Raw genomic sequence first — 26,226 nt, forward strand, 5'->3', positions numbered from 1 at the left:
CAGATAACCGAATATGGCGCAGCGGACGGGACTCGAACCCGCGACCCCCGGCGTGACAGGCCGGTATTCTAACCGACTGAACTACCGCTGCGCGTAACACTGGAAGCGAATGGTGGGTGATGACGGGATCGAACCGCCGACATTCTGCTTGTAAGGCAGACGCTCTCCCAGCTGAGCTAATCACCCTTCACTTTCGGTGTGGCGCGCATTCTACGGAGCGACCACATCTCTGGCAAGCACTTTTTTAATTAATTTTTTCAGGCCTTCCAAAGGCTTAGAGAAGGGTTGGCCTATCGCGCCGCGAAGAGAATAATGCCCCCCTTTGTATAAAGGAGAGACTCGCCCCATGTGGTTCAAAAACCTGCTTATCTATCGCCTGACCCAAGATCTGCCTTTTGATGCCGAGGCGTTGGAAACTGCACTGGCCACCAAACTGGCGCGTCCATGTGCAAGCCAGGAGTTGACCACCTACGGTTTCGTCGCGCCATTCGACAAGGGCGAAGATGCTCCGCTGGCGCACGTCAGTGGCGACTTCCTGCTGATCGCCGCCCGTAAAGAAGAACGCATTCTGCCGGGCAGCGTCGTGCGTGACGCGGTGAAGGAAAAGGTCGAAGAGATCGAAGCCGAACAAATGCGCAAGGTCTACAAAAAGGAACGCGATCAGATCAAGGATGAAATCATCCAGGCTTTCCTGCCGCGCGCCTTTATTCGTCGTTCGTCGACTTTCGCTGCCATCGCGCCGAAACAGGGCCTGATCCTGGTCAACTCGGCCAGCCCGAAACGTGCCGAAGACTTGCTGTCCACCCTGCGTGAAGTCATCGGCACGCTGCCGGTACGTCCGCTGACCGTGAAGATGTCCCCTACCGCGACCATGACTGAGTGGGTCACCACCCAGAAAGCCGCGGACGATTTCTTCGTGCTGGACGAGTGCGAGCTGCGTGACACCCACGAAGACGGCGGCATCGTGCGTTGCAAGCGCCAGGACCTGACCAGCGAAGAAATCCAGCTGCACCTGAGCACCGGCAAAGTGGTCACTCAGCTGTCGCTGGCCTGGCAAGACAAGCTGTCTTTCGTGCTTGACGACAAGATGGTGGTCAAGCGCCTGAAGTTCGAAGACCTGCTGCAAGACCAGGCGGAACAGGACGGTGGCGAAGAAGCCCTCGGCCAACTGGACGCCAGCTTCACCCTGATGATGCTGACCTTCGGCGACTTCCTGCCGGCGCTGGTTGAAGCGTTGGGCGGTGAAGAGACTCCGCAGGGGATCTAAAAGCTGGTGATTGCTAATGTGGGAGCGGGCGATGTGGCGAGGGGATTTATCCCCTCGCCACATGGCTCGTTCCCACATTGGTTTTATGGTGTTACTCAAGAATAAGGATCAGGCCATGCGCGCACTGGCTGCATTGAGTCGTTTTGTCGGCAACACCTTCGCTTACTGGGTACTGATTTTCGCCGTCGTGGCGTTCCTGCAACCGACCTGGTTCATCGGCCTGAAGGGTGCGATTGTGCCTCTGTTGGGCCTGGTGATGTTCGGCATGGGCCTGACCCTCAAACTCGAAGACTTCGCCGAAGTCGCTCGCCATCCATGGCGCGTGGCCCTGGGCGTGGTTGCGCATTTCGTGATCATGCCCGGTGTGGCGTGGTTGCTTTGCCAGGCTTTCCACTTGCCGCCGGAGATTGCTGTCGGCGTCATCCTGGTCGGCTGCTGCCCTAGCGGCACCTCGTCGAACGTGATGACCTGGCTGGCCCGCGGTGATCTGGCGCTGTCGGTGGCCATCGCCGCTGTCACCACCCTCCTCGCCCCGCTGCTGACGCCGGCTCTGATCTGGTTGCTGGCCTCAGCCTGGTTGCCGGTTTCGTTCATGGAGTTGTTCTGGTCGATCCTGCAAGTGGTGCTGTTGCCGATCGTGCTTGGCGTGGTTGCCCAGCGCCTGCTGGGTGATCGGGTTCGTCACGCGGTGGAGGTGCTGCCGCTGATCTCGGTGGTGAGCATCGTCATTATCGTCACAGCCGTGGTGGCTGCCAGCCAGGCGAAGATTGCCGAATCCGGCCTGCTGATCATGGCCGTAGTGATGCTGCACAACAGCTTCGGCTATCTGCTGGGTTACTTCACCGGGAGGCTGTTCAAGTTGCCACTGGCCCAGCGTAAATCCCTGGCGCTGGAAGTCGGCATGCAGAACTCCGGGTTGGGTGCGGCCTTGGCCAGTGCGCACTTCTCGCCGCTGGCGGCGGTGCCGAGTGCGTTGTTCAGTGTCTGGCACAACATCTCCGGGGCGCTGCTCTCGACCTATTTCCGCAGGATGAGCGAGAAAGAAGATCGTGAGGCGGCGGCTCAACAGGCCACCGACTGATCCGCAAACTTGATCCCCAGGTTAATGATGGGCACTCTATTGCAAAACGCGAGGACGACCTCGCGGCTCGATCGAGTCATTAATCTGGGGACGACCCCGTCAATCGATGGAGGTCTCTCATGTCCTGGATCATTCTGTTTTTCGCCGGCCTGTTCGAAGTTGGCTGGGCCGTCGGCCTGAAATACACCGATGGCTTCAGCCGCCCTCTCCCCACCGCATTGACCGTTGCCGCCATGGCCATCAGCCTTGGTTTGCTGGGCCTCGCCATGAAGGAATTGCCGCTGGGCACGGCCTACGCGATCTGGACGGGTGTCGGTGCGGTCGGGACGGTCATTGCCGGGATCATTCTGTTCGGTGAATCCATGGCGCTGTTCAGGCTCGCCAGTGTGGCGCTGATCATTTCCGGGCTGGTCGGATTGAAGATCAGCGCCTGACTGATTGCTGCCAGTACGAAAAAGCCCGCCCCCTTTCGATACAGACAGGGGAGCGGGCTTTTTCAATGGCGTGTATTAAACGATCAGCTCTCGGCCAGCTCCATGCGCTCACGCGCGACAGGAGCCTTTCCCGCCTGCTCAAGTTGCATGCAGCGCTCCAGGAACAGGAACATATAGTCGTAGCTTTTGCAGACCGCCTGACGCAATTCCGCTTGCAGGGATTGGCTTGGGTTCATGCCCGCCAGCGTGCAGATGATTTCCAGGGCTTCCCACGGATGGGCATCGTCGTACTGGGCATGCATTTTCAACCACTTCATGGCCCGCTTGCGATCTTCCTCGAGGAATGATGCCGCGTAGACGCCACTGGAACAGACCAGCGCCGACCACTCCCCGGTCGCCCCTTCAATGGCGTAGTTGGTGGCGGCAATGGCAACGATCAGCGAATCCGACGAACTGGTGTGCCAGCACCAGTGGCTCAAGGCGTGAAGTTCAGGGGCAACCTTTTGCGCTTGCAAATCTTCCAGGCTGACACCGTGAGCACGGCTCCAGTGCACCCAGTAATCGGCATGGTTCAATTCGACGCGTATGTTACGCATTAGCCAGCGACGCGCCATGTCTTCACCTGGATGTCGGGCAAAGCGAGTCTTGGTCAGGTTCTGTGCCATATATAACGCGAACTGTTCGACTACCGGCCAGCCACCAATCAGGTACTGACGCATGGTCTTTGCACTGAGTTTGTTATCACGCAGACGCTTATACAGTTCGTGTTCGACAACCCGGCGTTTGCTCTCGCTGCAATCCTGGATCAGGCGTTGAGCCCACGCGGGATAACTTGCAGCTTCCATGAGTGGTCCGGTTCGGTTGAATGTGTCGATCACTGTCGAGCTCCTTTTGATTGTGATTATAAGGATCAGCAAGAGATTTCAACGGAACGTGCCAGGCGCCTTGAACAACAAAGGCTGAGGCCTGGCTGGACGACTTTGTAAACTGTCGCAGGTAAACAAATGCGGGCGTTCAATAACATACCCTTGAGCGTAATCCACCCCGATCTCCAGCAATGCCTGCTCGATCTGGGGTGTTTCAACAAACTCGGCAATTGTTCGCTTACCCATTACATGACCGATGTGATTGATCACTTCGACCATGGCGCGGTTAATCGGGTCGTCCAGCATATCCTTTACGAAACTCCCGTCGATCTTCAGGAAGTCTACAGGTAAATGTTTCAAGTAGGCGAACGAGGACATTCCGGCGCAAAAGTCATCCAGTGAAAAGTGGCAACCTAAACCTTTGAGTTCATTAATAAATTTAATTGCACTTCCGAGATTTGAAATAGCACTGGTTTCAGTGATTTCAAAACAAATCATTTCAGGCGGTATGGAGTAAGTAACAAACTGTTCACGCAGGAAGTGCAGAAACGCCTCATCTCCGATAGTTGTGCCTGACAGATTAATCGCACACATGGCCAATGGTCCTTTGCGCTGTTCGGCTATGCATTGGGCAATAATCTTGAAAACGTTCTGTACAACCCAGCGGTCAAGGGACGTCATCAAACCATAACGCTCGGCAGCCGGAATAAAACTGTCGGGCAAAATCATGCGTCCGGCTTCATCGTGCAGGCGCAACAGAATTTCGATATGTCCACCGACCCGCTCGACATGACCAAGGGGGGCGATTTCCTGTGCAAATAGACAGAAGCGGTCTTCTTCCAGCGCCATGTGCAAACGCTGCACCCAAGCCATCTCGCCGAAGCGCAGGGACAGTTCCGAATCATCGGCGTGATAGACCTGAACCCGGTTGCGGCCCTTTTCCTTGGCCATGTAGCAGGCCATGTCGGCAGCGCGCAGCGAGGCTTCGAGAGTGGTCGGATTCTGAGCGACGTGTACCAGCCCGATGCTCACAGTGGTCACGAAGGGTCGGCCTTTCCAGACGAAGTGCAGGTTCTGCACAGTCTGACGCAGGCCTTCGGCGATTTTCTCGGCGGCTTCCGGGGCGCAGTTCTGCAGCAGGATGCCAAACTCGTCGCCACCCAACCGGGCCAGGGTATCGCCTTCGCGCAAACCGGATTGCAACAGAGCGCAGATATGCCGCAGCAACTCGTCACCCGCCGCATGGCCGCAGGTATCGTTGACCAGTTTGAACTGATCCAGATCGAGGAACATCAGCGCATGGCGCCCCGACTGCCGTGTCAGGTTGTGCAGCGCTTGCTCCAGGCGATATTCGAACTCGCGGCGGTTGGCGAGCCCGGTCAAGGCGTCATGGGTCGCCTGCCAGGACAGATTGGCAATGTATTGCCGCTCTTGGGTCATGTCGTGCAGCACCAGCACCGTGCCGCTGACCTTGCCGGCGTTGCGGATCGGCGCACCGACCAGGGTGACCGAAACCGTGCTGCCATCCAGTCGCTGGATCAGTTTTGAGTGTTCGCTGCCACCGCTGAGCTGTCCGCTCAAAATGTGCTCGATCAGCGTGAAGCCATCGGCCTGAGCGTTCTCGTCCAGCAGATTGAACAGCGCCGCCAGCGGCAAACCCGTCGCCTGCTCGGCCTTCCAGTGGGTCAGCGCCTCGGCGGCCGGGTTCATGTAGGCGATCGCGCCGTCGACATTCGTGGTGATTACGCCGTCGCCAATCGATTGAAGGGTGATCTGCGCCCGGTCCTTCTCCAACTGCAGGGCCTCGGCGAACGCATGGCGCTGCTTCAGCAGTTTGTGAGTACGCATCAGTGCTAATGCAATCAAGCCCAGGGCGGTGGCGAGGTTGGTCACCAGCAGCAGCCGCAGGATCACCCGCGAACCTTCGCCCAAGGCATCGCTGAAGGCTTTCGCCGCCGGTGTCACACCCTCATTGATGGCGAATATCTGGTCTTTCCAGCGCTTGATGTCGGCCTCGGCGGCCTGATTGCCAGGAATGTGCTGATGCATTTCCTTCGCAACGTCATCGAGTTGCACCAGGTACGCGTCGCCCACCGTCCAAAGGTCGATGGCTTTTTCGAGGTAACTGAAGTGCCGGAAATTGAGGTACAGCCAGATCACACTGGAGACGTCATCCGGGTGGTTGCCGCCCTTGAGGATCGCCACCCGTGCCGCTTCGATATTCGGTGGCCGATGATCCAGCGCCACACGCAACTCGTGGCCCCCCTGCGGTACGGCAATGGCGTTCTGGTATTTGAGGAAAATCGTCTCGTCGCGGTTTTCAGCGTAGAGATTGAGGTAATAGATGGCGTCTTTTTGACCTTTGGACCACAGGCTTTCGCCGGCAACATAGCCGCGAACCGCCGACAGAACATACAGGCTGACGCCGCCCAGCAAGGCTTGAAATAACACGACGGCAATAAATGGCCAGACGATGCCTAACAACCGTGGCGTTCCGAGAGTCCGCGTTTGATTCATGAGGTCCCTTGTTTTAGCACTGCCAGATCATCATCCACCATGATCGCTACAGCTAGACTAGGGTGCGTTCCCGGTTCAGGCAAGCAGAGGATCGGCCTCAATGCCGTACATGTGCGCCTCCTATAGATATATACCGCCAATGCCGGTTTCGAGATCTATTTACTAGGCACTTCGGGCTCCCCCTATCCGTTGCGGGAGCCCTTTCAAAAGAGTGCTCGGTTGTTATCAACAAATTCGGTTTCGACGACCGTGAAAATGCGCTGAACGTCCTCTGGCAGAGATCTAATGTTGCTGCAAATGCCCATAAAGCTTGGCATACAACCCACCATCGGCAATCAACTGCTGATGGTCGCCATCCTCGGCAATCTGCCCGCCGTCGAACACCAGCACCCGGTCGGCCTGCTTCACCGCGGACAACCGGTGCGCAATGATCAGCGTGGTGCGGTTGCTCAGGAACCGCGCCAACGCCTGGTGCAGGTTGTATTCGGTGGCGGCATCCAGTGCCGAAGTGGCTTCGTCGAGGATCACCACTTTGGGCTCGGCCAACACCATTCGCGCAATCGCCAGGCGTTGGCGCTGCCCGCCGGATAAACGCACGCCGGAACGTCCGACAATGCTGTCCAGGCCGTTGGGCAACTCACGAACGGTGTGGTGCAACTGAGCGATCTCCAACGCCTGCCAGCAGGCTTCGTCGCTGCGTTCGCGGCCCATGGTCAGGTTGGCGCGAATGGTGTCGTTGAACAGCGCCGGGTGTTGCAGGACCACGGAGACATTTTCCCGCACGGTTTCCAGGCCAATCTCTTGTTGGGTCGAGCCGCCGAAGCGGATCGTCCCGGCCAGTGGCGTGTACAGGCCCAGCAACAACTGCACCAGGGTACTTTTGCCGCCACCGCTGGCGCCGACAATCGCAACTTTTTCGCCGGGGGCGATCGACAGGTTCATCTGGTTCAACACCAGCTCGTCGCCGTAACCGAAACTCAATCCCTGGACTTCGATGCCAACGGTTTCGCGACCGTTGAACGGGTCGACACCGCCCGGGTATTCAGGCTCATCGGCCCGGGCCAGCAACTCGTTGATCCGCGACAGCGCGCCGCCGGCCGCGTAATAGGCGTACTGCAGATTCAGCAGCTGTTCCACCGGACCGATCATGAACCACAGGTAGCTGAACACCGCCAGCATCTGGCCGATGGACAGGTCGGAAAACAGCACGGTGAGCATCGCCGCCGCACGAAAAATATCGATGCCGAACTGGAACAGCAAGCCGCTGGCACGGTTCGAGGCATCGGTTTTCCACTGCGAGTTCACCGCGTAATCGCGCACTTCCCGGGCGCGCTGACCCAGGCGTCCTAGGAAAAATCCCTGACGGTTGCCGGCGCGCACTTCCTGAATGGAGTCTAGGGTTTCGGTCAGCGCCTGGGTAAAACGCGAGGTGCTGTCGTTCTCGAGTTTCTTCAGGTGTTTGACCCGTTTGCCCAACTGTACGGTGGCATAGATCACCAACGGGTTGAACAGCAGGATCAGCAACGCCAGCTTCCAGTGCATCCACATCAAGATGGAGGCGGTACCGACCAGGGTCAGCATGGCCACAAGGAAACGACTGAGGGTTTCGCCAACGAATTTGTCCAGCGTGTCCAGGTCGGTCACCAGGTGGGTGGTGACCGTGCCGCTGCCCAGGCTTTCGTATTCACCCAGCGAAATACGCTTGAGCCGTTCAATCAGACGAACGCGAATGCGGTAGACGATGTCCTTGGCCAGCGCCGCAAACAACCGCGCCTGCACCACGTTGAACAGCAATGCAGCGCACCGCAGTCCCAACGTCACCAGCAGCATCAGGCCGATGTAACCCGCGGCTTTCTGCCAGTTGTCGGGCAGCGCGTGATTCATGATCTTCAGCGCGGCGTCGCCGTGACCCAGTAGCACTTCGTCCACCAGCAACGGCAGGAGCAAGGGAATTGGTACGCTACACAGGGTTGCCAGCACCGCCACGCCGTTGGCGATCCACAAGGATTTTTTGTGATGCAGCGCCAGGCGACGAATTTCTGCCCAGCTCAGACGGTCGACACGTGAAGGAGCTGGCGCGTCGTCGGGCAGATCATGCACAGGCAGCGCGCTCCAGCCAGCGGCCGAGCAACGGAGACAATACGCTGAGAGGCTGATAGCCATTGGTCAATAGCGCCAATTGACCATCACGCTCAGCCAGTAAGGTAGGGAAACCGGCAATGCCCAAGTCCTGGACCCAGGTGAAATCGGCCGCCGTCGCGGCGTGCTGATCGGCGCGGTCGAACGCGGCGGCAAACTCGATACGCGGCAGACCGGCCTGCTCCGCCAGCTCCACCAGAACACTGGCATGCGTGACGTCGCGACCTTCGGCGTAAAACGCGTGCTGAATCAGCCCGAGCAGTTTCCACGCGCAATCCGGCGCCAGGCTGCGCGCGGTCACCAGCGCCCGACAGGCAGGTTCGGTGTCGTAGACAAACCCGTCGGGCAACGCGCCTTCCAGCTTGAACGGTTGACCCGTGGCCTCGGTGACCGCCTGCCAATGCTCAAGGATGTAGCGCCGGGTGGTCGGCTCCAGCGCGGAACCGCTGCCGGTGCGCAAACCGCCCACCACCAGATGCACGTCCACCCCCGCTGCTTGCGCCTGCTCGACCAGCGCGTTGGCCACCGGCGCGAAGCCCCAGCACCAGGAACACATCGGGTCCATCACATAGAGCAGGCGTTGCACGGACATGATTCAAGCCTCGGAAGGAGTTTGCTTGTAGTTGTAGCCGATCGGATGAGGCAGGTTGCGAGCCTTCGCCAGTTCGATCTGCTTTTGCCGGTCGATGGCACTGCGACGGGTCTTCTCGCTCAGCTTATCCCAGCAATGCGGGCAACTGATGCCGGCCACGTAGTGCTCGGATGCACGGTCTTCGACGCTGATCGGTGTACGACAGGCATGACATTGATCGTAGTCGCCTTCGCTGAGGTCGTGGCGCACGGTCACACGGTTATCGAACACGAAGCAGTCGCCCTGCCATTTGGTTTCTTCCTGCGGCACCTCTTCGAGGTACTTCAGAATGCCGCCCTTGAGGTGATAGACCTCATCGAAGCCCTGGCTGAGCATATAGCTCGACGCCTTTTCGCAACGAATGCCGCCGGTGCAGAACATCGCGACTTTCTTGTGCACGGCCGGGTCGAAATTGGCTTTGATGTAGTCGGGGAATTCGCGAAAACTGGTGGTCTTCGGGTCGATGGCGCCTTCGAAGGTGCCGATCGAGACTTCGTAGTCGTTACGGGTATCGATCAACAGCACTTCCGGATCGCTGATCAACGCGTTCCAGTTCTCTGGATCGACGTAGGTGCCGACCTTTTTGTTCGGGTCCACGCCTTCGACGCCGAGGGTGACGATTTCTTTCTTGAGTTTGACTTTGGTGCGATAGAACGGCTGGTCGTCGCAGTACGACTCTTTGTGGTCGATGTCGTCCATGCGCGGGTCGTTCTTGAGCCAGGCCATCAGCCCGTCAATGCCTTCGCGGCTGCCGGACACGGTGCCGTTGATGCCTTCTTCGGCGATCAGCAGCGTGCCTTTGATGCCGTTGTCTACCATCGCTTGCAGCAGTGGCTCGCGCAGGGCGACGTAATCTTCCAGGGTGACGAACTTATACAGTGCCGCCACGACAATCTGTTGTGTCATGGGTGATTCTCCAGGTGGCTACCCTCGTAAGGGGTGAACCGGATGCGAAAAAAAACGCGCCGGGTGAGCGGCGCGTTGCGGATTCTAGCAAAAAACCGATGCTTAATGCTTGCTGCCGCCAGCACAGGTCGGCGAGGCCGGAGCCGCGTCGATCTGTGCCCATTCCTCTGGCGTGTAGGTATGCAGCGCCAACGCATGGAACTCGCCCATCAGCTCGCCAAGCGTGCCGTAGACTTTCTGGTGACGCTTGACGCGGTTGAGCCCTTCGAACTGCTGGCTGACCACCACGGCCTTGAAGTGGGTCTGCAACCCACGGCTGTGCATGTGGCTTTCATCCAGCACTTGCAGATGCTGCGGCTGCAACAGGCCCAGCGTCGATTCGATGCGTTGTTGCATGGTCATACCGAACTCCGCTTAAGGCTTTTTCTTGGCTGGAGCGGCGGCGCCTTTAGGCTCCAGCTCGGCCGTCATGTCAGCCAGCAGTTTGTTGACCACGGGCACGGCGCTTTCCAGCTTGGCTTGAGTCATCTGGGCCGATTGCTGAGTCAGCTGCGGCATTTTTTCCAGGACTTTCTTGCCCAGTGGCGACTGGTAGAACGCGACCAGGTCTTTCAGCTCGGATTCGCTGAAGTTGGTGGTGTAGAGCTTGACCATGTCCGGCTTCAGCTTGTTCCAGCCAATGGCTTGGTCCAGCGCGGCGTTGGCTTTGGCCTGGTAGGTTTCCAGCAAGGCCTTTTTCGATTCAGGGGCTTTGGTCTGTTCAAAGCGCTGAGCGAACATTTGCTGCACTTGCATGTACACCGGAGTGCCCAATTTGTCAGCGTGCGCCAGGGTCAGGAAAGCTTCGGCACTGGCGTTGTGGCTGGCGGTATCGGCAAAAACAGGGCCGCTGGCGCAAACCAGTGCAACCGCGGTACAGATGGCACGAAGACGAGTCATCGAGTTTCCTTTTCTAGCAGGCGAGGTAAAACCCCAAGGGCGTCCATTCTGCGCCTAAAAAAGTGTGTCGCTCAACCCCAAGCCTTGTCAGGACTGATTTAGAGGGGTTGAACGGTCAAATTCCAGACTGATGGAACCACGACCGGCGATCACGGCCTAAACTGCGCTATCAGACCTACAGGAGTGTGCATGATGAGCCGTATCGAAACCGACAGCCTTGGCCAGGTGGAAGTCCCGGATGAAGCCTACTGGGGCGCTCAGACGCAACGCTCGCTGATTAACTTCGCGATTGGCAACGAACGCATGCCGCTGGCGGTGCTGCACGCCCTGGCGCTGATCAAGAAAGCCGCGGCGCGGGTCAATGACCGCAACGGAGACCTGCCCGCCGACATCGCCCGGCTGATCGAACAGGCCGCCGACGAAGTGCTCGACGGCAGCCACGACGACCAGTTCCCGCTGGTGGTCTGGCAGACCGGCAGCGGCACCCAGAGCAACATGAACGTCAATGAAGTGATCGCCGGTCGCGCCAACGAACTGGCCGGTAATGTTCGCGGCGGCAAGTCGCCGGTTCACCCTAACGATCACGTCAACCGCTCCCAGAGTTCCAACGACTGTTTCCCGACGGCCATGCACATCGCGACAGTCCAGGCAGTGCAACAGCAATTGCTGCCGGCGATCAACGAACTTTCGGGCGGATTGGCCGAGCTGTCCGCGCGGCACATGAAACTGGTCAAGACCGGTCGCACCCACATGATGGACGCGACGCCGATTACCTTCGGTCAGGAACTGTCGGCGTTCATCGCGCAGCTGGATTACGCCGAACGGGCAATCCGCAGCGCGCTGCCGGCCGTCTGTGAACTGGCCCAGGGCGGCACCGCGGTGGGCACCGGGCTGAATTCGCCCCACGGTTTTGGCGAAGCCATCGCTGCCGAACTGGCCGCCCTCTCCGGCCTGCCGTTCGTCACCGCCCCCAACAAATTTGCCGCCCTGGCGGGCCATGAACCGCTGACCACGCTGTCCGGCGCGCTGAAAACCCTCGCCGTGACCCTGATGAAAATCGCCAACGACCTGCGCCTGCTGGGCTCCGGGCCGCGCGCAGGCTTCGCCGAAGTGAAACTGCCGGCCAACGAACCGGGCAGCTCGATCATGCCGGGCAAGGTCAATCCGACTCAGTGCGAAGCGCTATCGATGCTGGCGTGTCAGGTCTTGGGCAACGACGTCGCCATCGGGTTTGCCGCGAGTCAGGGGCACCTGCAACTGAACGTGTTCAAACCGGTGATCATCCACAACCTGCTGCAATCGATCCGCCTGCTCGGCGATGGCTGCAGCAACTTTCAGCAGCACTGCATCGCCGGTCTGGAACCGGACGCAGAGAAAATGGCTGAACATCTGGAGCGTGGGTTGATGCTGGTGACAGCGCTGAACCCGCACATTGGTTATGACAAATCGGCGGAGATCGCCAAAAAGGCTTACGCCGAAGGGCTGACCCTGCGTGAGGCGGCGTTGCAACTCGGGTATCTGACGGATGAAGAGTTTGATGCGTGGGTAAGGCCGGAGAATATGCTGGAGGCTGGGGCCAAGGGCTGAGTTTTGTAGCGCCTGACACTCAGCTTTCGCGAGCAGGCTCGCTCCCACAGGTAATCGCATTCTCCTGTGTGCGAGCCTGCTCGCGAAGAACGATAACGCGGTCTAACTGGCCGCCATCCGCACCTTCCGGGCCCTGAGCCCGGCAATCAACGAAGGTCCCAACGCCACCAGCGCCGACCCCAGCACCACCAGCACCGCCCCGCCATACCCCAGACCATTGATCGTCTCGGTCTGCACAAATTCCGGCCACAACCACGCCGCCACGGCCACCGCAGCAAATGTCACCAACGGCGTAATCGCCAGCGTCGCACTGACCCGCGATGCCTCCCAATGCGCCAGAGCCTCGGCAAACGCGCCATAAGCAATCAGCGTATTCATGCAGCACGCCAGCAGCAGCCAGCCTTGCAGCGGACTCAGTTGCAACGCTTCCAGCGGATGCACCCACGGCGTCAGCAACATCGCGCAGAACAGGTAGATCACCATCATCACCTGCAGCGAATTCCACACCGTGAGCAATTGCTTCTGGCCCAGTGCGTAGAACGTCCAGACCGTGGACGCCAGCAACACCAAAAGCACGCCGGCGGTGTAATCGGTCAGCGAGGTCAGCAATTCGGCCAGCCGCTGATTGAAAAACAGGGCAAAGCCGATCAACAGCACCAGCAGGCCAATCCCCTGCCCCACGCTGAACCGTTCCTTGAACACAAACAAACTGGCGATCAGCAACATGATCGGGCCCATCTGCACCACCAGTTGCGCGGTACCGGCGCTGAGCAGGTTCAGGCCCATCAGGTACAGCACGTAGTTGCCCACCAGGCCGAGCACCGCCATCAGCACCAACCAGCCTCCGCGCGGCCCGAGCACCTTTCGGCTCGGCAGGCGTTTGGTCGCTGCCAGATAAATGAACAGGCACCCGCCGGAGACGATCAGGCGAAACCAGGTCACCGTCACCGGGTCCATGACCAGCAGGACTTGTTTGAGTTTGATTGGCAGGATTCCCCACAACAGCGCGGTCAGCAAGGCCAGGAACAGACCGTAAACCCAGCGACCCGATGAAATGTGCATTGCGAACCCCGAAGCCAAGTGGCGAGAAAGGTCATTCTAGGCTTAGAGCTGTTCGGCACACAGGGACAGTTGGGCGTTGGCCGCGAATGAAACTGTGCAGGTCGCACCATTAAATTGGCGCTATGCCGTCGATCGGTTGGCCAGGCGCTGCAAGTGGTTCATGCATAAGCTCATGGAATTCGCCAACAGGAACATTCCTCAGGAGATCGCCATGTACGGCAAACGCGCCCAGGACAATGCCCCCGCCACGCACTTCCGTTGTGACCGGGTGTGTCGTGTGAATGGGGATTTGTATTTCAGCACCCGGGAAAACACCCTCGAGGGGCCGTTTGAAAACCCGGAGAAATTGGCGCGGGAGGTACAGGCTTACATTGAGCGGATGCTGCTTCTGCGGATGAGCCTGTAGACCGCGGCGCCGCTATCGCAAGCCTGCTCGCGATAGCGGTTAACCAGGCAACACAACTCTTGCAGTCTTAACGCACCGCTTCAAACAACCCGGTCGCGCCCATCCCGCCACCCACACACATGGTGACGATGCCGTAACGCACGTTGCGGCGCTGCAATTCACGCACGAGATGCCCGACCTGACGCGAACCGGTCATGCCGAACGGATGGCCGATGGAAATCGAACCGCCGTTGACGTTGTACTTGTCGTTATCAATCCCCAACCGAATGCGGCTGTACAGGCATTGCGAGGCGAACGCTTCGTTGAGTTCCCACAAATCAATATCGGCAACCCGCAACCCCTTGGCCTTGAGCAACTTCGGCACCGAGAACACCGGGCCGATACCCATCTCATCCGGCTCGCAACCGGCCACGGTGAAACCACGGAAGAAAGCCTTCGGCTTCAACCCCAGTTCCAGTGCTTTTTCCAGGCTCATCACCAGCGTCATCGACGCGCCATCGGACAGCTGCGAAGAGTTGCCGGCTGTCACCGAACCGTCTTCGGCAAACACCGGTTTCAATCCCGCCAGGCTTTCCAGGGTGGTGCCCGGGCGATTGCAGTCATCGTGATCGACGACACCGTCAAGGATCTGCACCTGACCGGTGGCCTTGTCTTCAACCCGATATTTCACCGCCATCGGTACGATTTCGTCGTCAAACAATCTATCGGCCTGAGCCTGAGCGGTACGTTTCTGACTTTGCAGCGCGTACTGATCCTGTTCTTCGCGACTGACGTTGTAACGACGAGCGACGATTTCGGCCGTCTGGCCCATCGGGAAATAGATGCCCGGCACCTGCTCTTTGAGCAGCGGGTTGATCAGGTTGTCGGTGTTGATGCTTTTCATGGTCAGGCTGATCGACTCGACGCCACCGGCGACGATGATGTCGCTGCAACCCGAAGCAATCTGGTTGGCGGCGATGGCGATCGCCTGCAAGCCCGACGAACAAAAACGGTTGAGGGTCATGCCGGCAGTGCCGGTGCCCAGGCGCGACAGCACCGCGATGTTGCGCCCGATGTTGAAGCCCTGGCCACCTTCGTTGGAACCGGCACCGACGATGCAGTCCTCGACGCTGGCCGGATCGATGCCCGAACGCGCCAGCAGCGCATTGACGCAATGGGCCGCCATGTCGTCCGGACGGGTCAGGTTGAACTTGCCGCGAAAGGATTTGGCCAGGCCAGTCCGCACGCTGTCGACGATCACCACTTCACGCATGGCATACCTCATTGTTGTTGTCGGTTGAGAGTGGACCGAGCATAAGTCCAGTGCATTACCGACCGCGACAATCATTCACCCCGCGTATGCGTAACCATCGCTCACTTCTTGTGCTGTTTCACTTTCCTCTCGCGTTTATCGGACTTTTCAAACGCCTCTTCCAGCGCCAGATTGATGGTGCGCAGGACTTTGACCCGCGCCCAGCGCTTGTCATTGGCTTCCACCAGCGTCCAGGGCGATACCTCGGTGCTGGTGCGATCGACCATGTCACCAACCGCCGCGCGATAGGCGTCCCATTTGTCACGATTGCGCCAGTCATCTTCAGTGATCTTGAAACGCTTGAAGGGAATTTCTTCCCTTGCCTGGAAGCGTTCGAGTTGCGTCTGCTTGTCGATGGCCAGCCAGAACTTGACCACGATCACCCCGGCCTCGGCGATCAGCTCTTCAAAATCATTGATTTCACTGTAGGCCCGCAACCAGTCCGCCGGCGGGCAGAAGCCTTCGACGCGCTCCACCAGCACCCGCCCGTACCACGAGCGATCGAACACCGTGAACTTGCCCTTGGCCGGGATGTGCCGCCAGAAACGCCACAGATAAGGCTGCGCCAGTTCCTCTTCGGTAGGCGCGGCAATCGGCACGATGCTGTATTGACGCGGATCGAGGGCCGCCGCAACCCGGCGGATCGCCCCGCCCTTGCCTGCCGCATCATTGCCCTCGAACACCGCCACCAAGGCGTGCCGACGCATGCGTTTGTCACGCATCAGACCGGAGAATCGCGCCTGCTCGGTAATCAATTGTTCTTCGTAATCGTCCTTGTCCAGGCTCAGGGTCAAATCCAGACTGTCGAGCAGGTTCAACTGATCGACATGGATGGGCAACGGCGCGGCATTGACCTTGTCGGGATGGACTTCGGGACGCTTCAGGGCATTTTGCAGGCCTTCGAGCAGGATCTTGCCCACCGCCAGGCTGCGGTAATGAGGGTCCACCCCTTCGATCACATGCCAAGGCGCGTAATCACGACTGGTACGGCGCAACACGCGTTCGCCGTACTTCACGAATTTGTCGTAGGTTTTCGATTGCTGCCAATCCAGCGGGCTGATGCGCCAGCTGTGCAGCGGGTCATCCGCCAAGGCCTTGAGCCGCGCCTTCATTTGTTTCTTGGAGAGGTGGAACCAGAATTTGAAGATCAGTGCGCCTTCATCGCAGAGCATTTTTTCAAAGCGCTCGGACTGGTTGATTACCTGATCCAGCACCGGGTCCTTGAACAAACCATGAACCCGGCCTTGCAGCATCTGGCTGTACCAGTTGCCGAAGAAAATCCCCATGCGGCCCTTGGCCGGGAGCATCCGCCAGTAGCGCCAGGCCGGTGGCCGCGCCAGCTCTTCGTCGGTCTGCTGATCGAACGTGCGGACCTCGATCAGGCGTGGGTCCATCCATTCGTTGAGCAACTTGACCGTCTCGCCCTTGCCGGCGCCTTCGATGCCATTGATCAGAATGATCACCGGAAAGCGGCGTTGCTGGTGAAGTTCGAACTGCGCTTCGAGCAAGGCTTCACGCAGGGCCGGTTCTTCGGCGTCGTAGGTTTCTTTGTCGATGGCGTGACCGATTTCGGCGGATTCGAACATGGGACGGCTCCTTCCAGAATTGAGCAAGACTAGCGGATTGAGTTGTTTCCCGTGGGAGAAATCCCTTACTTCGCAGCAACAATAGTTTCTACAGATTTTCAGCGAATCTGCGAACGCACACGTTGCCATGGATCAAGCACCAACCCGGCGATCGGCTAGAATGGCCGCCTTGCCGTTGCCGAGCCTGCCATGAAACCTGTATTGCCCCACGCCCAGCTCGACTGGGACGACCAAGGGCTCCCGCGCTCGCGGGTGTTCGATGATGTGTATTTTTCCGATCTGTCGGGGTTGGACGAAACCCGCTACGTATTCCTCGAACAGAACGCTTTGCGTGAACGCTTCGCCGCGTTGCCGGCCGGCGGTCGACTGGTGATTGGCGAAACCGGTTTCGGCACCGGATTGAATTTCCTTTGCGCCTGGCAGCTGTTCGAACAGCACGCGGTGGCCGGGGCGCGGCTGCATTTTGTCAGTGTCGAAAAGTACCCGCTGAGCCTGCCCGATCTACAGCGTGCCTTGGCCCTGTGGCCGGAGCTCAAACCGTTTGCCGATCAACTGCTGACGCAATACGTCGCCATCCACCCAGGCTTCCAGCGTCTGGTGCTGGACAACGGTCGCGTGACCCTGACCCTGCTGATCGGCGATGCCCTGGAACAATTGCCGCAACTGGACGCGCAGATCGACGCCTGGTTTCTCGACGGTTTTGCCCCGGCGAAAAACCCCGACATGTGGACCGCCGAACTGTTCGCCGAACTGGCACGTCTGGCGGCGCCCGGTTCGACCATCAGCACCTTTACCAGCACCGGTTGGGTGCGCCGTCTGCTGAACGCGGCGGGCTTCAAGATGAAACGCACGCCCGGCATCGGCCACAAATGGGAAATCCTGCGAGGTGTGTTCCTCGGCTGGCCTGAGGAAGTCCCGGTGCCCGCCGTGGCTAAACCGTGGTTTGCGCGTCCGACGCCACTGAACGGCGAGCGTCGTGCCTTGGTGATCGGCGCCGGCCTGGCCGGTTGCGCCAGCGCCGCCAGCCTGGCGGCGCGGGGTTGGCAAGTGAGTCTGCTGGAGCGTCACGATGCGCTGGCGCAGGAAGCCTCGGGCAATCCTCAAGGCGTGCTGTACCTCAAGCTGTCGGCCCATGGCACCGCGTTGTCACAGTTGATTGTCAGTGGGTTCGGCCACACCCGGCGCTTGCTCGAACATCTGCAACGGGGCGTCGACTGGGACGATTGCGGGGTCTTGCAACTGGCCTTCAACGCCAAGGAAGCCGAGCGTCAGGCGCAATTGGCCGGCGCCTTTTCACCAGACCTGGTGCACTTGCTCGATCAACCGCAAGCCCAGGCTCAGGCCGGGATCGCCCTGGAGCACGGCGGTTTATTCTTCCCGGAAGGTGGCTGGGTTCATCCGCCGGCGCTGTGCCATTGGCAGGCGTCTTCGGCGAACATCCAGTGGCTGCCCCATCGCGATGTACTGGAACTGCGCAAGGTTGATGACCAGTGGCAGGCCTGGGACGGTGATGATTTGCTGGCCAGTGCCCCCGTGGTGATCCTGGCCGGCGCTGCCGAAATCAAGCGTTTCCCGCACAGCGCCGAACTGCCCCTCAAACGCATTCGTGGCCAGATCACCCGACTGGCGCAAACCCCTGAAAGCCAGAGTCTGGCCACCGTCGTCTGCGCCGAAGGCTATGTGGCGCCGGCTCGGCTGGGCGAACACACCCTCGGCGCCAGCTTCGACTTCAAGAGCGATGACCTGACCCCGACGCTCGCCGAACACCTCGGCAACCTGGCCTTGCTCGAGGAAATCTCCCCCGACCTGAGCACGCGACTACATGCTCAGGCACTGGACCCGCAACAGCTTGAAGGGCGCGCTGCATTTCGCTGCACCAGCCCGGACTACCTGCCGATCGTTGGCCCGTTGGCCGAGCAAGCAGCGTTCACCGACGCCTACGCCGTACTGAGCAAGGACGCCCGACAAGTGCCGGACATTCCCTGCCCTTGGCTTGAGGGTTTTTACGTCAACAGCGGCCACGGTTCTCGCGGCTTGATCACCGCGCCACTGTCGGGTGAATTACTCGCGGCATGGATCGAAAACGAACCTCTGCCCCTGCCCAGAACGGTCGCCGAGGCCTGCCATCCCAACCGTTTCGCGGTGCGCCAGTTGATCCGCGGAAAAGTCTGACGGCGCGACTTATAACTTATCGGTCTAAAACTCCGGGGATTCAGCCGGGTCAGTTTCTGAGTACCCGCCGTTTTGGCGCGGTATCGATTGACCCTCCCCAACGGAAAAACCGGTAAGGAATTTATGTGCGGATTAGCTGGCGAGTTACGCTTTGATCATCAACCTGCGGACCTCGCGGCCGTTGAACGAATCACCCATCACCTGGCCCCTCGTGGCCCTGACGCATGGGGCTTTCATGCCCAAGGGCCGATTGCCCTGGGCCATCGTCGCCTGAAAATCATGGACCTGTCGGACGGTTCGGCGCAGCCGATGGTCGACAACCAACTGGGCTTGTCCCTGGCCTTCAACGGCGCGATCTACAACTTCCCGGAACTGCGCACCGAGCTTGAAAGCCTTGGTTACGCGTTCTATTCCGGTGGTGACACCGAAGTGCTGCTCAAGGGTTACCACGCCTGGGGCGAAGCACTGCTGCCCAAGCTCAACGGCATGTTCGCGTTCGCCATCTGGGAGCGCGACGCCCAACGCCTGTTCATTGCCCGCGACCGTCTGGGCGTGAAGCCGCTGTACCTGTCGCGCACCGGCCAGCGCCTGCGCTTTGCCTCGGCGTTGCCGGCACTGCTCAAGGGCGGCGACATCAACCCAATCCTCGATCCGGTGGCACTCAATCATTATCTGAATTTCCACGCGGTGGTCCCGGCCCCGCGTACCTTGCTGGCCGGCATCGAAAAACTGCCACCGGCGACCTGGATGCGCATCGAAGCGGACGGCACCACTGAGCAGAAAACCTGGTGGACCCTGCCCTACGGCCCACACGCCGACGAGATGAATCTGACGCTCGAAGACTGGCGTGACCGTGTACTCGACAGCACCCGTGACGCCGTGGCAATCCGTCAACGGGCGGCGGTCGACGTCGGTGTTCTGCTTTCGGGTGGCGTCGATTCGAGCCTGCTCGTCGGTCTGTTGCGTGAAGTCGGTGTTGAAAACCTGTCGACCTTCTCCATCGGCTTCCAGGATGCCGGCGGCGAGCGCGGCGACGAGTTCCAGTATTCGGACCTGATCGCCAAGCACTACGGCACCCAGCATCACCAACTGCGCATCGATGAAAAAGAGATCATCGAGCAACTGCCCGCAGCGTTCCGCGCCATGAGCGAGCCGATGGTCAGCCATGACTGCATCGCCTTCTATCTGCTGTCTCGCGAGGTGGCCAAGCATTGCAAAGTGGTGCAGAGCGGCCAGGGCGCCGACGAACTGTTCGCCGGTTATCACTGGTACCCACAAGTCGACGGTGCCGAAGATCCGTACGCCGCCTATCGCGATGCGTTTTTCGACCGCAGCTACGACGACTACGCCGCCACCGTGCAGCCGAAATGGCTGACAGCGAATGACGCGGCCGGTGACTTCGTTAAAGAACATTTCGCACAGCCCGGTGCCGATGCAGCGGTGGACAAAGCCCTGCGTCTGGACAGCACGATCATGCTCGTGGACGACCCGGTCAAACGCGTCGACAACATGACCATGGCCTGGGGCCTGGAAGCGCGTACGCCGTTTCTCGACTATCGCCTGGTGGAATTGTCGGCGCGCGTGCCGGGCAAATTCAAACTGCCGGATGGCGGCAAGCAAGTCTTGAAAGAAGCGGCGCGACTGGTGATTCCGAGTGAAGTGATCGATCGCAAGAAAGGCTACTTCCCGGTCCCTGGCCTGAAGCATTTGCAGGGCGATACGCTGAACTGGGTGCGCGAACTGCTGCTCGATCCGAGTCAGGATCGCGGTCTGTTCAACCCGGCCATGCTCGACCGCCTGCTGACCGACCCACAAGGTCAATTGACCCCGTTGCGCGGTTCCAAGCTGTGGCAATTGGCGGCGCTGAACCTGTGGCTCAGTGAACAAGGAATCTGATCGATGAAACCCCACGCCACGGCCTACAGCCAACGCTTGTTGCGCGGTCAGACGCCCTCTTACGAACGCTTGCAGGCACGCCTGGCCGAAGACGGCAGTGAATTGGGCACCGCACCGATCGCAGTGCATTGCGGCTGGGGCCGGTTGCTGATCGGCCATACCTTCCCGGATGCGGCGAGCCTGGCCCAAGAGCTGCTCAATGAACAGTCAGGTGAACGCGACATCGCCCTGTACGTGGCGGCGCCTCAGCAAGTACTGGGGCTGGAGCCGGCTCAGTTGTTTCTCGACCCTTCCGACACCTTGCGCCTGTGGTTCAGCGACTACCGCCAATCCACTCGGGTGTTTCGCGGATTTCGCATCCGTCGAGCCCAGAGCGATGCGGACTGGCAGGCGATCAATCAGCTGTATCAGTTGCGCGGCATGCTGCCGATCGACGCGAGTCTGCTGACTCCGCGTCATCACGGTGGCCCCGTCTATTGGCTGGCCGAAGATGAAGACAGCGGCGCAATCATCGGCAGCGTCATGGGCCTCAACCATCACAAGGCGTTCAACGATCCGGAAAATGGCAGCAGCCTGTGGTGCCTGGCGGTCGACCCACAATGTTCGCGACCGGGCGTCGGTGAAGTGTTGGTGCGGCATTTGATCGAGCACTTCATGAGCCGTGGGCTGAGTTACCTGGACCTGTCAGTGCTGCACGACAACCAGCAGGCGAAAAGTCTTTACGCCAAGCTGGGGTTTCGCAACCTGTCGACCTTCGCCATCAAGTGCAAAAACGGCATCAATCAGCCTTTGTTTCTGGGCCCGGGTCCCGAGGCCGAATTCAATCCTTATGCGCGGATCATCGTCGAGGAAGCTCACCGTCGCGGCATCGATGTACAAGTCGATGACGCCGACGCCGGGATGTTCACCCTCAGCCATGGCGGGCGCCGGGTACGTTGCCGCGAATCCCTCAGCGACTTGACCAGCGCCATCAGCATGAGCCTGTGCCAGGACAAAAGCCTGACGCACAAAGTGCTCAAGGCTGCCGGTTTGAACCTGCCAGCGCAGCAACTGGCCGGCAACGCCGATGACAATCTGGCGTTTCTCGACGAGCACGAACGGGTGGTGGTCAAACCGCTGGATGGCGAACAGGGCCAAGGTGTCGCGGTGGATTTACGGACCATTGAAGAGGTCCAGCAAGCCATCGAATCTGCTCGCCGGTTCGACAGTCGAGTGCTGCTGGAGAGCTTCCACGAAGGCCTCGATTTACGGATTGTGGTGATCGGTTTTGAGGTGGTCGCCGCAGCGATTCGTCGGCCGGCAGAAGTGGTGGGCGACGGTCAGCACTCCATCGGTGCACTGATCGAAGCCCAGAGCCGGCGTCGTCAGGCGGCGACCAGCGGTGAAAGCAAAATCCCACTGGACCATGAGACCGAGCGCACCTTGCACGCGGCGGGTTTTGACTACAGCAGCATTCTGCCGGCGGGCGAGCATCTGTTCGTACGGCGTACGGCGAATCTTCATACCGGCGGAGTTCTTGAGGATGTGACGGCGATCCTGCATCCGACGCTGGTGGATGCGGCGGTGCGCGCGGCGCGTGCGCTGGACATTCCGATGGTCGGGCTCGACCTGATGGTGCCCGCCGCCGATCAACCGGAGTATGTGTTTATCGAAGCCAATGAGCGTGCCGGGTTGGCTAACCATGAGCCGCAGCCGACGGCTGAGCGGTTTGTGGATTTGTTGTTTCCGCATAGTCAGCCGGCGGTCTGACATTCCTCTTCATGATCGTTCCCACACGCTGCGTGGGAACGATCAGCGCTTAATTCATCAGGAGTTTCCATGACCAGCAACATTCCAGAACCGGATCTGAACTACCTGCAAAAAGTCCTGCTGGAAATGCTCGCCATTCCCAGCCCGACCGGGTTCACCGACACCATCGTGCGTTATGTCGCCGAACGGCTTGAAGAGCTGGGTATCCCCTTTGAGATGACTCGCCGCGGCACCATCCGCGCCACCCTCAAGGGCAAGAAAAACAGCCCCGACCGGGCGGTCTCCGCTCACCTCGACACCATCGGCGCGGCGGTTCGCGCGATCAAGGACAACGGCCGTCTGACCCTGGCGCCTGTCGGTTGCTGGTCCAGCCGTTTTGCCGAGGGCAGCCGGGTCAGCCTGTTTACTGACAATGGCGTGATCCGTGGCAGCGTGCTGCCGCTGATGGCGTCCGGGCATGCGTTCAATACCGCCGTGGATGAAATGCCGATCAGTTGGGATCACATTGAATTGCGCCTGGACGCCTATTGCGCCACGCGTGCCGATTGCGACTCGCTGGGCATCAGCGTCGGTGACTTTGTCGCCTTCGACCCTTTGCCGGAGTTCACCGAAAGCGGCCACATCAGCGCCCGACATCTCGACGACAAGGCCGGCGTTGCCGCGTTGCTGGCGGCGCTGAAAGCGATCGTCGACAGCGGCGAAGAGCTGATGATCGACTGTCATCCGCTGTTCACCATCACCGAGGAAACCGGCAGTGGCGCGGCGGCGGCGTTACCGTGGGACGTCAGCGAATTCGTCGGCATCGACATTGCCCCGGTCGCGCCGGGTCAGCATTCCAGCGAACACGCAGTGAGCGTGGCGATGCAGGATTCCGGCGGACCTTACGACTATCACCTGTCGCGGCATCTGCTGCGCCTGGCCAGTGACAACGAATTGCCGGTACGTCGCGACCTGTTCCGCTACTACTTCAGCGATGCTCATTCGGCGGTCACTGCCGGGCATGACATTCGCACCGCCCTGCTCGCTTTCGGCTGCGACGCCACTCACGGCTACGAACGCACTCACATTGACAGCCTCGCCGCCCTCAGCCGCCTGCTCGGCGCCTACATTCTGAGTCCGCCGGTGTTTGCCAGCGATGCACAACCGGCCAAGGGTTCGCTGGACCGGTTCAGTCATCAGATCGAACATGAGACGCAGATGGAAAGCGATACGCGGGTGCCGTCGGTGGACAGCCTCGTAGGGCAGCGGTCCGAAAGCTGATCCAGTTTTTGGGTCGCCAGGTAGATTGTCATCGTCGGAACGCCGCCCGGACCAAGCCCGCGATGGCGATCGATCAGGCAAGACTTGAGGCCCAGGCTAGCCCCAACCCTTCATTCGCCGTAGCATCGCGCCATTGTTTAGCCGAGGTGCTTATGCTGATTCCCCACGACCAACTTGAAGTCGACACCCTCACCCGCCTGATCGAGGATTTCGTGACCCGTGACGGTACGGACAACGGCGATGACACGCCGCTGGAAACCCGTGTTCTGCGTGTTCGCCAGGCGTTGACCAAGGGCCAGGCGCTGATTGTCTTCGACCCGGAAAGCGAGCAATGCCAGTTGATGCTCAAGCACGATGTGCCCAAGCACCTGTTCGACTGAGGCCTCAGCGTCCTTTGTTTTTCGCCAGTTTGACCTGGATGCGGTCGTAGACCTCGGAGCGGTGCACGTTGACGTTCTGCGGCGCTTCGACACCGAAGCGCACACTGCCTCCGTTGACGGCAAGAATGCGCACGGAAATGTTGTCACCGATGGAAATCAATTCGCCCACAACGCGACTGAGTACAAGCATGGCATTCGTCCTTCAGGGTTATCGAACCCTGAAGATGCCCTGCACTCGGCGGGCCTACAATGCGACAGCTGCAAATCAGTCCCGCCCTACAGCGCACTCCGAACAGCTCCTATGGAAACGTCCCACAAAGCCATTGAATGAAGGACCGATCCTTCAGGAAGCGGAGAAGCGTGGGCCGAAAAGGATGATGCTCGCCCCGATCACACACAGCGCCACACCGAGCCAGTCCGAGCCCAGCGGACGAATCCGCTCGACCACCGCCAGCCAGCCGATCGACGCGATGATGTAGATGCCACCGTAAGCGGCATAGGCGCGGCCGGCGTAGGTCGCTTCGATGCGGGTCAACAGCAGCGCGAACAAGGTCAGGCTGAGCAGAGCCGGCACGACCCACCAGGCGCTTTTGCCCTGGCGCAGCCACATCCAGAAGGCAAAGCAGCCGGCGATTTCAAACAGCGCGGCGAGAAAAAACCACAGGTAATTGAGCATGCAAAATGTCTCGCGAGGATGGCCGATGGCGGCCACCCTAACGACGGTGTTGTGCAGGGGGCAAGCTCAACCTGCGGATTGTTTGGCCTTGGCGCGCATTTTGTCGGCCATGACGGTCATTTCGTCGTAGAGCAATTGCGGGTTCTTCTGCTTGAGTGCCCAGGCCATACGGCCCTGTTCGTGAGGCAGGATCATGAATTCGCCGGCGGCAACGTGTTGATAGATGTAGTCGGCAATGTCCGCCGCGCTGATCGGCGAGCTTTCCAGCAACTTGCCGACCTGGGCTTTCATGGCCGGCGTCGGGCCACGGAAGGAGTCCAGCAGGTTGGTCTGGAAGAACGACGGGCACACCACATGCACGCCGACTTCCTGCTGCGCCAGTTCGATCAACAGGCTTTCAGACAACGCCACCACGCCAGCCTTGGCCACGTTGTAGTTGCTCATGGCCGGGCCTTGCATCAGGGCGGCCATCGACGCGATGTTGATGATCTTGCCTTTGCTTTTTTCCAGCAGCGGCAGGAAGGCCTTGCAGCCCTTGACCACGCCCATCAGGTTGATTGCGATCTGCCAGTCCCAGTCTTCCAGGGACAGTTCACTGAAGAACCCGCCCGAGGCAACGCCGGCGTTGTTGACGATGACATCGATGCCACCGAGTTTCTCGTCGCAGGCTTGGGCGAAAGCGGTCAGCTGGCTGTAATCGCGCACGTCGCAACGCTGGATAAAACCGTCGCCGCCGGCTTCGCGAACCCGTTTCAGGGTTTCCTGCAGACCGGGTTCGCTGACATCCGACAAGGCCAGCTGCCAGCCTTCACGCGCCCAGCGCAGCGCGATTTCGCGACCTAAGCCCGAGCCCGCACCAGTGATCATCATGCGATTTTGCATAGCAAACAGCCTTGTTGTTCCGGGGAAGATGCATCGAGTGTAGCGAAGGACAATGCCCGACCCACGCTCCATCAGATTGCTGAATGGCCCGAGCAAACCGGGAGAGTGCCTGAACCAACTTGTGCCATAAAAAACGAAATAAGCCTTTCTTCGAAAAACATTAAAAAAACTTGGAATTTTCTTTCATTTGCCACAGTCGGATTTTGTAAGCAGCCCGGTTTTATATCAGCCCGGCTGACGGTTAAACGCCAGGTAATTCAAGAACACTTCCAACAAGGAAATAGACATGGGCACAATTCTAATCATTATTCTGATCCTCCTGCTGGTAGGTGGTTTACCGGTCTTCCCGCACTCCAGAAGTTGGGGTTATGGCCCGTCGGGTATCATCGGCGTGGTGTTGGTGGTGCTGTTGATCCTGCTGTTGCTCGGCAAGATATAAAGGTTTAACAGGCAAAAAAAAGAGGCCCTTTTCAGGGCCTCTTTTTTATTGCATCAAGAC

Annotated in this window: 24 protein-coding genes and 2 tRNA genes; 11 read left to right on the forward strand and 15 right to left on the reverse strand. The window is 59.6% G+C overall.

Going from position 1 to position 26,226, the window contains the following annotated elements:
- Positions 1-14: 14 nt before the first annotated feature.
- Both ABH912_RS12200 and ABH912_RS12205 read right to left on the reverse strand, forming a co-directional pair.
- Positions 15-91, reverse strand: a tRNA-Asp gene (locus ABH912_RS12200).
- Between the two features lie 19 nt (positions 92-110).
- Positions 111-186: transfer RNA gene (locus tag ABH912_RS12205), tRNA-Val, on the reverse strand.
- Between the two features lie 160 nt (positions 187-346).
- On the opposite strand from ABH912_RS12205, the gene rdgC reads away from it, so the two are divergent.
- The 3 genes from rdgC (at position 347) to sugE (ending at position 2,782) form a co-directional block, all read left to right on the forward strand.
- Positions 347-1,267: a recombination-associated protein RdgC gene (rdgC, locus tag ABH912_RS12210; protein WP_429510785.1), complete on the forward strand. Its 921-nt coding sequence runs from the start codon at positions 347-349 to the stop codon at positions 1,265-1,267.
- A gap of 115 nt (positions 1,268-1,382) precedes the next feature.
- Positions 1,383-2,348 (forward strand): bile acid:sodium symporter family protein, encoded by a 966-nt coding sequence (locus ABH912_RS12215; RefSeq protein ID WP_033055287.1) that lies wholly within the window; start codon positions 1,383-1,385, stop codon positions 2,346-2,348.
- Between the two features lie 119 nt (positions 2,349-2,467).
- Positions 2,468-2,782, forward strand: a complete 315-nt coding sequence (gene sugE, locus ABH912_RS12220; RefSeq protein WP_008151200.1) for a quaternary ammonium compound efflux SMR transporter SugE — start codon at positions 2,468-2,470, stop codon at positions 2,780-2,782.
- Positions 2,783-2,865: 83 nt separating this feature from the next.
- On the opposite strand, the gene ABH912_RS12225 is transcribed toward sugE, so the two are convergent.
- The 7 genes from ABH912_RS12225 to ABH912_RS12255 all read right to left on the reverse strand — a co-directional run bounded on the left by ABH912_RS12225 (position 2,866) and on the right by ABH912_RS12255 (position 10,780).
- Positions 2,866-3,627, reverse strand: coding sequence for a TenA family transcriptional regulator (locus tag ABH912_RS12225; RefSeq protein WP_429510786.1), 762 nt, complete (start codon positions 3,625-3,627; stop codon positions 2,866-2,868).
- A gap of 78 nt (positions 3,628-3,705) precedes the next feature.
- Positions 3,706-6,165: an EAL domain-containing protein gene (locus ABH912_RS12230; protein WP_429510787.1), complete on the reverse strand. Its 2,460-nt coding sequence runs from the start codon at positions 6,163-6,165 to the stop codon at positions 3,706-3,708.
- Between the two features lie 282 nt (positions 6,166-6,447).
- Positions 6,448-8,265 (reverse strand): ABC transporter ATP-binding protein, encoded by a 1,818-nt coding sequence (locus tag ABH912_RS12235; protein WP_033055284.1) that lies wholly within the window; start codon positions 8,263-8,265, stop codon positions 6,448-6,450.
- Positions 8,258-8,860 (reverse strand): DsbA family protein, encoded by a 603-nt coding sequence (locus ABH912_RS12240; RefSeq protein WP_177338865.1) that lies wholly within the window; start codon positions 8,858-8,860, stop codon positions 8,258-8,260. Before ABH912_RS12240 ends, ABH912_RS12235 begins: the two co-directional genes overlap by 8 nt.
- A 39-nt stretch (positions 8,861-8,899) precedes the next feature.
- Positions 8,900-9,841 carry a rhodanese-related sulfurtransferase gene (locus ABH912_RS12245; protein WP_095133037.1) on the reverse strand — a complete coding sequence of 314 codons (942 nt, stop codon included), beginning with the start codon at positions 9,839-9,841 and terminating at the stop codon, positions 8,900-8,902.
- Positions 9,842-9,943: 102 nt separating this feature from the next.
- Entirely contained in the window at positions 9,944-10,243 is a 300-nt protein-coding gene (locus ABH912_RS12250) for a BolA family protein (protein ID WP_008151216.1), read from the reverse strand.
- A 12-nt stretch (positions 10,244-10,255) separates the two neighbouring features.
- Positions 10,256-10,780: a DUF2059 domain-containing protein gene (locus tag ABH912_RS12255; protein ID WP_033055281.1), complete on the reverse strand. Its 525-nt coding sequence runs from the start codon at positions 10,778-10,780 to the stop codon at positions 10,256-10,258.
- 192 nt (positions 10,781-10,972) lie between these two features.
- Here ABH912_RS12255 and ABH912_RS12260 point away from each other — a divergent pair, with 192 nt between their 5' ends.
- Entirely contained in the window at positions 10,973-12,367 is a 1,395-nt protein-coding gene (locus tag ABH912_RS12260; RefSeq protein ID WP_429510788.1) for a class II fumarate hydratase, read from the forward strand.
- Positions 12,368-12,469: 102 nt separating this feature from the next.
- On the opposite strand, the gene ABH912_RS12265 is transcribed toward ABH912_RS12260, so the two are convergent.
- Positions 12,470-13,429, reverse strand: coding sequence for a DMT family transporter (locus ABH912_RS12265; RefSeq protein WP_429510789.1), 960 nt, complete (start codon positions 13,427-13,429; stop codon positions 12,470-12,472).
- Between the two features lie 211 nt (positions 13,430-13,640).
- On the opposite strand from ABH912_RS12265, the gene ABH912_RS12270 reads away from it, so the two are divergent.
- A complete protein-coding gene (locus ABH912_RS12270) occupies positions 13,641-13,835 on the forward strand; it encodes a DUF6316 family protein (protein ID WP_033055288.1) in 195 nt (64 codons plus the stop codon).
- 67 nt (positions 13,836-13,902) lie between these two features.
- Here the strand turns inward: ABH912_RS12270 and ABH912_RS12275 are convergent, their stop codons facing one another.
- A complete protein-coding gene (locus ABH912_RS12275) occupies positions 13,903-15,087 on the reverse strand; it encodes a thiolase family protein (RefSeq protein ID WP_033055277.1) in 1,185 nt (394 codons plus the stop codon).
- A gap of 101 nt (positions 15,088-15,188) precedes the next feature.
- Positions 15,189-16,712, reverse strand: a complete 1,524-nt coding sequence (pap, locus tag ABH912_RS12280; RefSeq protein WP_033055276.1) for a polyphosphate:AMP phosphotransferase — start codon at positions 16,710-16,712, stop codon at positions 15,189-15,191.
- A 189-nt stretch (positions 16,713-16,901) separates the two neighbouring features.
- Here pap and mnmC point away from each other — a divergent pair, with 189 nt between their 5' ends.
- The 5 genes from mnmC to ABH912_RS12305 all read left to right on the forward strand — a co-directional run bounded on the left by mnmC (position 16,902) and on the right by ABH912_RS12305 (position 24,169).
- On the forward strand, positions 16,902-18,884 hold the full coding sequence (gene mnmC, locus ABH912_RS12285; RefSeq protein ID WP_429510790.1) for a bifunctional tRNA (5-methylaminomethyl-2-thiouridine)(34)-methyltransferase MnmD/FAD-dependent 5-carboxymethylaminomethyl-2-thiouridine(34) oxidoreductase MnmC: 1,983 nt from the start codon (positions 16,902-16,904) through the stop codon (positions 18,882-18,884).
- A 123-nt stretch (positions 18,885-19,007) separates the two neighbouring features.
- On the forward strand, positions 19,008-20,780 hold the full coding sequence (locus tag ABH912_RS12290) for an N-acetylglutaminylglutamine amidotransferase (RefSeq protein ID WP_429510791.1): 1,773 nt from the start codon (positions 19,008-19,010) through the stop codon (positions 20,778-20,780).
- Positions 20,781-20,783: 3 nt separating this feature from the next.
- Positions 20,784-22,529 (forward strand): N-acetylglutaminylglutamine synthetase, encoded by a 1,746-nt coding sequence (ngg, locus tag ABH912_RS12295; RefSeq protein WP_429510792.1) that lies wholly within the window; start codon positions 20,784-20,786, stop codon positions 22,527-22,529.
- Positions 22,530-22,598: 69 nt separating this feature from the next.
- A complete protein-coding gene (locus tag ABH912_RS12300) occupies positions 22,599-23,789 on the forward strand; it encodes an osmoprotectant NAGGN system M42 family peptidase (protein ID WP_033055272.1) in 1,191 nt (396 codons plus the stop codon).
- Positions 23,790-23,941: 152 nt separating this feature from the next.
- On the forward strand, positions 23,942-24,169 hold the full coding sequence (locus ABH912_RS12305; RefSeq protein WP_003199186.1) for a YheU family protein: 228 nt from the start codon (positions 23,942-23,944) through the stop codon (positions 24,167-24,169).
- Positions 24,170-24,173: 4 nt separating this feature from the next.
- Here the strand turns inward: ABH912_RS12305 and csrA are convergent, their stop codons facing one another.
- The 3 genes from csrA to ABH912_RS12320 form a co-directional block, all read right to left on the reverse strand.
- The gene (csrA, locus tag ABH912_RS12310) at positions 24,174-24,359 is read right to left on the reverse strand and encodes a carbon storage regulator CsrA (protein WP_008151243.1); all 186 of its coding nucleotides are present in this window, start codon (positions 24,357-24,359) and stop codon (positions 24,174-24,176) included.
- A 153-nt stretch (positions 24,360-24,512) separates the two neighbouring features.
- A complete protein-coding gene (locus tag ABH912_RS12315; protein ID WP_033055271.1) occupies positions 24,513-24,845 on the reverse strand; it encodes a YnfA family protein in 333 nt (110 codons plus the stop codon).
- A 66-nt stretch (positions 24,846-24,911) separates the two neighbouring features.
- A complete protein-coding gene (locus ABH912_RS12320) occupies positions 24,912-25,727 on the reverse strand; it encodes an SDR family oxidoreductase (protein WP_033055270.1) in 816 nt (271 codons plus the stop codon).
- 280 nt (positions 25,728-26,007) lie between these two features.
- On the opposite strand from ABH912_RS12320, the gene ABH912_RS12325 reads away from it, so the two are divergent.
- On the forward strand, positions 26,008-26,166 hold the full coding sequence (locus tag ABH912_RS12325; protein WP_174602692.1) for a DUF3309 family protein: 159 nt from the start codon (positions 26,008-26,010) through the stop codon (positions 26,164-26,166).
- The last annotated feature ends 60 nt before the right edge of the window (positions 26,167-26,226 follow it).

Origin of the sequence: Pseudomonas sp. BT76 TE3572 (assembly GCF_050435365.1) — a bacterium.
Taxonomy (GTDB): Bacteria; Pseudomonadota; Gammaproteobacteria; order Pseudomonadales; family Pseudomonadaceae; genus Aquipseudomonas; species Aquipseudomonas fluorescens_W.